The sequence below is a fragment of the Streptomyces sp. NPDC003379 genome, from assembly GCF_053589195.1.
The window spans coordinates 144,315-152,988 of the sequence record NZ_JBSFRK010000003.1; the positions used below are offsets into that span (position 1 = coordinate 144,315).

The following is an 8,674-nucleotide window of genomic DNA, read 5'->3' on the forward strand; positions in this document are numbered from 1 at the left end:
CAACCAGACCCTTATTTTGCGTTGGTTTCGGCCAGTTGCAGCCTGCCTGCGGCCTGTCGAGGCCTGTCCGTTCCGGGCGAGTTTGCCAGGGTGTGGTTTCGGCCATTGACATAATTCGCCACTGTGCACAGAGTCTTCGGAGAACGTTTTCCCGAGCCTTCGCCCCGCGGTGACGGCTCAGCCGAACAAAGAGGTTCCGCGATGCCCCGAAAGATCATCCTGGACTGCGACCCCGGACATGACGACGCGATCGCCATGCTCCTGGCGCACGGCAACCCGGATGTGGAGCTGGTCGCCGTCACCACCGTGGTGGGCAACCAGACCCTGGAGAAGGTCACCCGCAACGCCCTGTCGGTGGCCCGCATCGCGAACATCACCGGCGTGCCCTTCGCGGCCGGCTGCGGCCGCCCCCTGGTGCGCACCATCGAGACGGCGGCCGAGATCCACGGCGAGAGCGGCATCGACGGCCCCGTCATGCCCGAGCCGACCCTGGCCCTGGACGAGCGCCACGCCGTCGACCTGATCATCGACACGGTCATGGCGCACGAGCCCGGCGAGATCACCCTCGTCCCCACCGCCGGCCTCACCAACATCGCCATGGCCGCCCGCAAGGAACCCCGCATCGTCGAGCGCGTCCGCGAGGTCGTCCTGATGGGCGGCGGCTACCACACGGGCAACTGGAGCCCCGTCGCCGAGTTCAACATCAAGATCGACCCCGAGGCCGCGCACATCGTCTTCAACGAGCGCTGGCCCCTCACCATGGTCGGCCTCGACCTGACCCACCAGGCGCTCGCCACCCCCGACGTCGTCGAGCGCATCGCGAAGGTGGGCACCGGGCCCGCCGTCTTCGTGGGCGAACTCCTCGACTTCTTCGGCACCATGTACCTGGAGGCCCAGGGCTTCGCGGCGCCCCCCGTGCACGACCCGTGCGCGGTCGCGTACGTCATCGACCCCGACGTCATGACGGTCCGCAAGGCCCCCGTCGACATCGAGCTCACCGGCACCCTCACCCTCGGCATGACCGTGACGGACCTCCGCGCGCCCGCCCCCGACGACTGCCACACCCAGGTCGCCGTCGACCTCGACCACCAGCGCTTCTGGGACCTCATCGTGGACGCCCTGGAGCGGATCGGTGACGTCCCCGCATGAACGCCTCCACCGCTCCCACCACCACTCGCGCTTCCCGCCCCGTGCGCATCGGCGTCCTGGTCACCGCGCTCCTCGCCGCGTGCTTCGCCTTCCAGCTCAACGCGAGCATGCTCAGCCCCGCCCTGAAGAACATCGAGGACTCCCTCGGGGCGACCTCCGCCGAAGTCGGCCTGACCCAGACCGCCTTCTTCACCTCCGCCGCGCTCTTCTCGCTCTTCCTGCCGCGCCTCGGCGACCTCGTCGGACGCCGCAAGGTGCTCGCCGGAATGCTCGCGCTCATGGTCGTCGGCTGCGTGGTCGCCGCGCTCGCCGAGAGCGTGCCCATGCTCTTCGTCGGCCGCGTCATCCAGGGCGTCTCCGGGCCCACCGTGCCGCTCTGCCTGATCATGCTGCGCAACGAAGTCCACGAGCCGAAGAAGTACGGCACCCTCCTCGGCGTGATCACGGCCGTCAACGGCGGCATCGCGGGCGTCGACTCCTTGGCGGGCGGCTACCTCGCCGACCACCACGGCTTCCAGTCGGTGTTCTGGGCGATGGCCGGCGTGGCCGCCGTCGCCGCGCTCCTGGTCGCCACCCTCACCCCGGAGTCCAAGGCCGCCGGTAGTGCCGACACCCGGATGGACTGGCCCGGCGTCACGCTCCTGGTCGTCTCGGTCGGCGCCGCCCTCATCGCCCTGAACGAGGCGGGGAAGCTGGGCGCCGCGAACTGGCCGCTGGTCGCCGGTCTCTTCGTCGTCACGGCCCTCGCCTTCGCCCTGTTCTGGCGCACCGAGGACCGCAGCAGCCACCCGCTGGTCGCCACCCGCCACCTGCGCCAGCGCTCCACCTGGGCGCTGCTGCTCACCACCGTCCTCACCATGACGGGCGTCTTCGCCGTGATGAACGGCATGATCCCCGCCTTCGCCCAGGACGCCCAGGCGGGATTCGGCATGGGCGCGGAGCAGTCCGCCTGGTGGACCCTGACGCCGTACGCCCTCGCGGGCCTCGCCATGGGCCCGATCGCCGGGCGCCTGGCCGCCACGTACGGATACGGCCGCATCCTGCGCCTCGGCCTCATCGGCTCGGCCGTGACGGTGGCCCTGATGCTGTTCACCCTGCACGCCGACTCGCGGCTGCTGCTCCTGGCCGCGTCGGTCCTCATCGGCGTCACCTACGCGGGCGTGGGCAACATCGTCCTCAACGGCCTCGGCATCGTGCTCTCCCCGAAGGAGAACCCGGGCTTCCTGCCCGGTCTGAACGCGGGCGCCTTCAACCTCGGCGCCGGCCTCAGCTTCGCCGTCCTGTACGCCGTGCAGACCGCCGCCGCACCGGCCGACAAGACGTCACCCGCCGGATACACGGCAGGCATGATCGCCGGGGTCGCGCTCATCGCGGCGGCCTTCGCGACGTCCTTCCTCATTCCCAAGCCGGTGGAGGCCGAGGCCACGGAGTGACCCGCGCCACGGTGTGAGCGGTGGCGCGGGCCCCGGCGTGTCATTCGGTCCGCGTCCACTCCACCAGCTCGCGCGCGGGGTCGAACAGGCGGGGCGCCAGAACCTTCAGATGCGGGGGAGGGTCCTGCCTGGCCGGGGTGAGGATCAAGGTCCGCACCCCGGCCTCTTCCTCATCCTCCCGGTCCGCCCGCGCGGCCCCGTCCGAGGGCTCGCTGAAGCCCGCGAAACGGTAGGCGACCTCCATCATGCGGTTGCGCTCGGTGCGCCGGAACCCGGCCGTCAGCGGGACGCCCGCCCGCGCCGTCTCGTCGGAGAGCCAGCGCAGCAGCGCCGACCCCACGCCGAAGGACACCACGCGACAGGAGGTGGCGAGCAGCTTGATGTGCCGGCTGTCCGGCCGCCGCTCCAGGAGGATCACACCGATCGTGCCGTGCGGGCCGAAGCGGTCGGTGAGCGAGGCCACCAGCACCTCGTGCTCCTCGTCCGCGATCAGCGCGCGCAGCGCCCGGTCGGAGTAGTGCACCCCCGTCGCGTTCATCTGGCTGGTGCGCAGCGTCAGTTCCTCGACCCGGGAGATCTCCTCGTCACCGGCGCGCTCGACGCGCAGCTCCAGGGAGAGCGAGCGCAGGAACTCCTCATCGGTCCCGGCGTGCTCGGTACGCTCGCTGTCCCGCCGGATGCCGGCCTGGTACATCTGCCGACGGCGGCGCGCGTCACCCGTGACCACGGGCGGCGTGAACTCGGCGAGGCCCGGCAGCCCCAGCGCTTCCTCCGCCCGATAGCAGCGCACCTCGGGGTGGTGGAACTCCACCTCCGCGCGCTCGGCGGGCTGGTCGTCGATGAAGGCGATCGTCGACAGCGCGAAGTTCAGCTCCTCGGCGATCGCCCGGACGGACGCGGACTTCGCGCCCCAGTTGATGCGCGGCAGCACGAAGTACTCGGCGACGCCGAGCTTCTCCAGCTGCCCCCAGGCGTGGTCGTGGTCGTTGCGGCTGGCGACCGCCTGCAGGATGCCCCGCGAGTCGAGCTCGACGATCACCTCGCGGAGGCCCTCGTGGAGGGCGACCTCGCCGTCCTCCAGGAGCGTGCCCCGCCACAGGGTGTTGTCCAGGTCCCAGACCAGGCATTTGACGGTCGGCCGCGGTTCCGTCACCGGTGTCGCGCTTCCCATGGCGTCACACCTCCCACAGCGTCACGGTCCAGGCGGCCACCGGGCTGTTGCTGAGCACGAGGACGTGCTGCCCGGGGTCCAGCTCGCCGGTGGCCAGCAGGCGGTCCATGTTGAGGACCACGTCCATCGGGCCGAGGTGGCCCAGCTCGGCGAGGTGGGTGGCGCAGACCGGATGGATCGGCAGCCCCAGCGTGACCTTGTAGAACTCGAAGGCGCTGGAGGTGACGTTCTGCATCAGGGTGGCGGCCACGTCGTCCTTGCCGATGCCCGCGTCCGCGAGGACCTGGTCGACGAGTTTGCCGAGCCGGGTACGGCTGTGCATGGCCAGCTCGAAGGAGTAGCGGTCGTTGTCGTCGCACACCTCCCGCCACTGCGACCAGGGGCTGTGCTTGTAGTCCACCTTGAACAGGTCGTGGAAGGAGCTGTCGGCCTCCATGCGGTGCGCCTTGAGCACCGGGCGGCCCCCTCGTACGAGCGTCATCGCGAACGCGCCGTCGCCGATCACCGTCACGGGGCGCCGCACCCGGTCGGCGGCGGTGGGCCGGCTGCCGTAGGTGATCAGGACGCTCTGCCGGGACGGGTCGCCGAGGATCAGGTCCCGGCCCAGGCCCCAGGCCGCCGAGGAGCCCGCGCAGCCCAGCCCGTCGACGGTGAACGGGAAGGTGCCGGTGAGACCGCCCAGATGCGCGATCTTCCCCGCGTCGGAACCGATCAGCACGTCCGGCGCCCGCGAACCGATGTGCAGCATCAGGTCGGGCACGCCCGGCTCCGCGGCGAGAAGCTCCCGGCAGGCGCGGGCGGCGAGTTCGGTCGGCTCGGTGTCGGGGAAGACGCCGACCGACTTGATGCCCGCCTGCTCGGCGAACTTCAGCTCCTCGTCGGTCAGCCGGGCCAGTTCGGGCAGGTCCGCGACGGACACCCGCTCGTCCGGCAGCAGACAGTGGATCGCGCCTATGCCGACGGCTCCAACGCCCCCGGCTGTTGTGGTATCGGTCGTCATGCCACACCCTCCAACGCGCGTTCCGCGAGGATCAGCTGGCAGATCTCCTCGCTGCCCTCGATGATCTGCATCAACTTGGCGTCCCGGTAGGCACGGGCCACCACTTCGCCGTCCACCGAACCCGCCGACGCGAGGACCTGCACCGCGGTGGAGGCGGCGCGCGCCGCGTTGCCCGCGGCGACGTGCTTGGCGAGCACGGACGCGCCGGACAGCTCGGGGGACCGGCTGTCCCAGCACCCCGCGGCGTGCTCGCACACCCGGGTCGCGGTCTGCTCGGCGACCAGCAGCTCGGAGAGGTGACGGGCGATCAATTGGTGCTGTGCCAACGGCTTTCCGAACTGTTCCCGGGTCCGGGCGTGGGAGGCGGCGGCCCGCAGGCAGCCCCGGATGATGCCGACGCAGCCCCACGCCACCGAGAGGCGGCCGTAGGTGAGGGCGATGGTGGTGAGGAGCCCGAGGGACTGGCTCGCTCCCGAGAGCACCCGGTCCACGGGGAGGCGTACGTCCTTCAGGAGCACGTCGGCGTGGCCCGCCGCGCGGCAGCCGAGGGGCTGGGCGACGGGCTCGACCGTGACGCCGGGGGTGTCCACCGGGACCACCACGGCCGCCGCCTCGTCCTGGTAGCGCCCGAAGACCACGACGACGTCGGCGTAGGCAGCGGCGGTCGACCACACCTTGTGCCCGTTCAGGACCACGTCGCCGCCGTCGTCCACGATCGTGGTGCTGATCGCCGAGAGGTCGCTGCCGGCCTGCGGTTCGCTGAACGCGACGGCCGCGAGAGAACCCTGGGTGAGGCGGGCGAGCTCCTCGGTCCGCTGACGCCGCGTACCGAACCGCTGGACCGTCCACGCCGCCATGCCCTGCGAGGTCATCACGCTCCGCAGCGAACTGCACAACGCCCCCGCGTGCGCGGTCAGTTCACCGTTGCGCAGACCGGTCAGGCCGCGCCCGCCGTACTCGACGGGGACCTCGGCGCACAGCGCGCCCTTCGCGCCGAGCCCGCGGAGCACCGCCGGCGGGATCTGTCCGGCCAGGTCCCAGCCGGCGGCCCGGTCACCGACCTCCGCGCTGATCAGGGCAGCGAGCTCGTCACTCACCGGAGCCGGTCCCGGCGAGACGGAGCACGAGCTCGGTCATGGCGTTCACCGTACGGAAGTTGTCGATCCGGAGGTCGGGTCCCTCGACGGCCACGTCGAAGGTCTTCTCGACGTGGACGACCAGCTCCATCGCGAACAGGGAGGACACCCCGCCGGTGGCGAACAGGTCGGTGTCCGCCGCCCAGTCGGTCTTGGTGCGCTCCTCCAGGAACCTCTTCAGCTCGGCCCGGACTTCCTCCGCCGATATCTGACGCGCCGTGGTGGGCTCGCTCATCTCCGTGCTTCCTCTCAGGGCTTCTGTGGACGAGTCAGGGTTTCTTGTGGACCAGGGTGAGGCCGTCCGCGACGGCGAGCATGGAGATGTCCACGCGGTCGTCGTCGCGCAGCAGGGTGTTGAGTTCACGGATGGCCAGGGTGTCCGGGTCCTGCGCGGCCGGATCGACGACCCTGCCGAAGAAGAGGGTGTTGTCCAGTACGAGGAGCCCGCCCGGGCGCACCAGCCTCAGCGACTGCTCGTAGTACCGCGGGTAGTTGGCCTTGTCGGCGTCGACGAAGGCCAGGTCGAAGCCGCCCTCGCCGCCCTCTCCGCTCCGCTCGGCCAGCTGGTCGAGCGTCTCGGCGGCGTCCCCGAGGCGCAGGTCGATCAGGTGATCGACCTTGGCGCGCTCCCAGTAGCGCCGGGCGATGCCGGTCCAGCGCTCGCTGATGTCGCAGGTGACGACCCGGCCGCCGGGCGGCAGGGCACGCGCCATGCACAGGCTGCTGTAGCCGGTGAAGGTGCCGACCTCCAGGACGTTCCTGGCGCCGGTCACCTGGACGAGGAGAGCGAGGAGTTGCGCCTCCTCCGGCAGGACCAGCATCGCCTGGAGCATCGGCATGCCGGCGGTCTCCTCGCGCAGATCGCGCAGCACGTCGTCGTCGCGTAGCGACATCTGTCGCACGTACTCCAGGAGTTGGCCATCGACACTGAGCTGACCAGCCATCAGGAGACCACTCCCGTATAGGTGTAGAAGCCGCGGCCGTTCTTGCGGCCGTGCTCGCCGTCCCGCACCTTCTGGAGCAGCAGCTCGCAGGGGCGGCAGCCCTCGTCGCCGGTGCGCTCGTGCAGCACCCACAGCGAGTCCACGAGGTTGTCGATGCCGATCAGATCCGCGGTGCGCAGCGGCCCGGTGCGGTGTCCGAGGCAGTCCTGCATCAGTGTGTCGACGTCCTCCGCCGTGGCCCGCCCCTCCTCAACGACGCGGGCCGCGTCGTTGATCATGCGGTGCAGTACGCGGCTGGTGACGAAGCCGGGGCCGTCGCCGACGAACACGCCCCGGCGGCCGAGCGCGGTCAGGAGCCGTCCGACGGAGTCGACGGCCCGCCGCGAGGTGCGTGAGCCGCGGATCACCTCCACCGTCCGGATCAGGTACGAGGGATTCATGAAGTGCACACCGAGAAGCCGCTCGGGGTGCGGGAGCTTCGCCGCGAGCTCGTCGACGGGGATGGAGGAGGTGTTGGTCACGAGCGCGGTTCCGGCGCCGGTCACCGCGCCGACCTCGGTCAGCGCCGTGACCTTCAGCCCGGCGTCCTCGGTGACCGCCTCGATCACCACGTCCGCGCCTGCGCAGTCGGCGGCCGACGCGCTGGTGACCAGTTCCCCGCGCGGGGTGTCGGGGCGTACGCCCATGAGCTGCGCGGTGCGCAGTTCGCGGTCGATCCTCGCGGGGGCGTCCGCCCGCTTCGACGGATCGGTCTCGACCAGGACCACCGGGACGCCCTGGCCGAGGGCGAGTGTGGTGATGCTGACTCCCATGACGCCGGCGCCCAGAACCGCCAGCTTCGGAGTGGAATCTTCCTCTGTCACCGCGTACCTCCCCTTACCTGGCGGTCACTGTCCGGCGGTCGACTTCGCTTAATACGCCACGGCGGAATTCGTCATTCCAGATACCGCGGGGCAGGCGGGACCGACCGTAGCATGATTGTTCGGGGGTGGCGCCAGAGGTCATTCGCGTGCGCTATCCCGGGGGTCCGCATAAATGCCGACGGCCTGCGGATTCTCTCTTTTCTCATGCGTTCTTCCTTCTCCGTGAATATGTCGGGCGCATGTGGGGAATGGGGTCCCGGGTTGCCCGAAGAGGGGACGCGGCGAGGGGTCGGTGAGGAGGTGGTGAGGAACGTGACGTTTACGGCGGCGCAGCCCGCGAAAGCGGCCCAAGGTGCCGCAATTGGACATAAGCGGACGCCGTCCGTGACGTCGACGAGCTACCGACGGTACGCACACCAACTGGTCTGAGCCATTGGCCGGTTGTGGCTCCACCGCGGCGCCCGTGTCCGAAAACAATCCCCTGGAGTGTCCGCCCCGGAGGGCGGGGTCAAGGCCTCCGGGTGTGCGTATTCCGTGGTCAGCGGCGTGAATGCCTTTGTAGTTGAATGGAGTACGGATGGAAGTCGTACGGAAGATCAAGTGGTTGCCGCTGCTGGATATCAAGTGTTAGATTCCGGTTGACCGGTGAAGCAGACGGGGGGTCGACCGCTGAGCATGCCTACGGACAGTGATGTAAGCGGAGCCGCGAGACGCGGCGGCATTTCCTTTCTTCCCGATATCGACCCGCCTGTGACCGCCGCTCCACCGTCGAGGCGAGTGGCATTCCCCTACTCATGTGAGTTCCGATCCGTGTAGGCGGACCGTGCGCCGATGATCGTCACTCTGCGCTGATTCTCTTCAGCTGGATTTGATGAATTGTTCACCTCGAACTGTGCCGCTCCGTGGTGCAGTGCCGTCGGCTGGCCGCAATTCGAGCCTTGAGGCAGGCCTTGAGGCACCCGGATGAGACGAAGGTCT

General features: G+C 69.9%; 8 protein-coding genes. 2 read left to right on the top strand and 6 right to left on the bottom strand.

Going from position 1 to position 8,674, the window contains the following annotated elements:
* Positions 1-201: 201 nt before the first annotated feature.
* Both uriH and uriT read left to right on the top strand, forming a co-directional pair.
* The gene (gene uriH, locus ACWDVB_RS04555) at positions 202-1,149 is read left to right on the top strand and encodes a uridine-preferring nucleoside hydrolase UriH (protein WP_451513927.1); all 948 of its coding nucleotides are present in this window, start codon (positions 202-204) and stop codon (positions 1,147-1,149) included.
* Complete coding sequence (uriT, locus tag ACWDVB_RS04560; protein WP_451513926.1) at positions 1,146-2,582, top strand: uridine transporter UriT; 1,437 nt, start codon at positions 1,146-1,148, stop codon at positions 2,580-2,582. The genes uriH and uriT overlap by 4 nt, the downstream gene beginning before the upstream one ends.
* Positions 2,583-2,622: 40 nt before the next feature.
* Here the strand turns inward: uriT and ACWDVB_RS04565 are convergent, their stop codons facing one another.
* From ACWDVB_RS04565 to ACWDVB_RS04590, 6 genes are read right to left on the bottom strand one after another with little or no spacing between them, the layout of a single operon-like run.
* A complete protein-coding gene (locus ACWDVB_RS04565; protein WP_451513925.1) occupies positions 2,623-3,753 on the bottom strand; it encodes an HAD-IIIC family phosphatase in 1,131 nt (376 codons plus the stop codon).
* Positions 3,754-3,757: 4 nt separating this feature from the next.
* Positions 3,758-4,753 (bottom strand): 3-oxoacyl-[acyl-carrier-protein] synthase III C-terminal domain-containing protein, encoded by a 996-nt coding sequence (locus ACWDVB_RS04570; protein ID WP_451513924.1) that lies wholly within the window; start codon positions 4,751-4,753, stop codon positions 3,758-3,760.
* Positions 4,750-5,850: an acyl-CoA dehydrogenase family protein gene (locus ACWDVB_RS04575; protein WP_451513923.1), complete on the bottom strand. Its 1,101-nt coding sequence runs from the start codon at positions 5,848-5,850 to the stop codon at positions 4,750-4,752. The genes ACWDVB_RS04570 and ACWDVB_RS04575 overlap by 4 nt, the downstream gene beginning before the upstream one ends.
* The gene (locus ACWDVB_RS04580) at positions 5,843-6,124 is read right to left on the bottom strand and encodes an acyl carrier protein (RefSeq protein ID WP_451513922.1); all 282 of its coding nucleotides are present in this window, start codon (positions 6,122-6,124) and stop codon (positions 5,843-5,845) included. The genes ACWDVB_RS04575 and ACWDVB_RS04580 overlap by 8 nt, the downstream gene beginning before the upstream one ends.
* Positions 6,125-6,158: 34 nt before the next feature.
* Entirely contained in the window at positions 6,159-6,833 is a 675-nt protein-coding gene (locus tag ACWDVB_RS04585; RefSeq protein WP_451513921.1) for an O-methyltransferase, read from the bottom strand.
* On the bottom strand, positions 6,833-7,696 hold the full coding sequence (locus tag ACWDVB_RS04590) for a 3-hydroxyacyl-CoA dehydrogenase family protein (RefSeq protein WP_451513920.1): 864 nt from the start codon (positions 7,694-7,696) through the stop codon (positions 6,833-6,835). Before ACWDVB_RS04590 ends, ACWDVB_RS04585 begins: the two co-directional genes overlap by 1 nt.
* Positions 7,697-8,674: the final 978 nt, after the last annotated feature.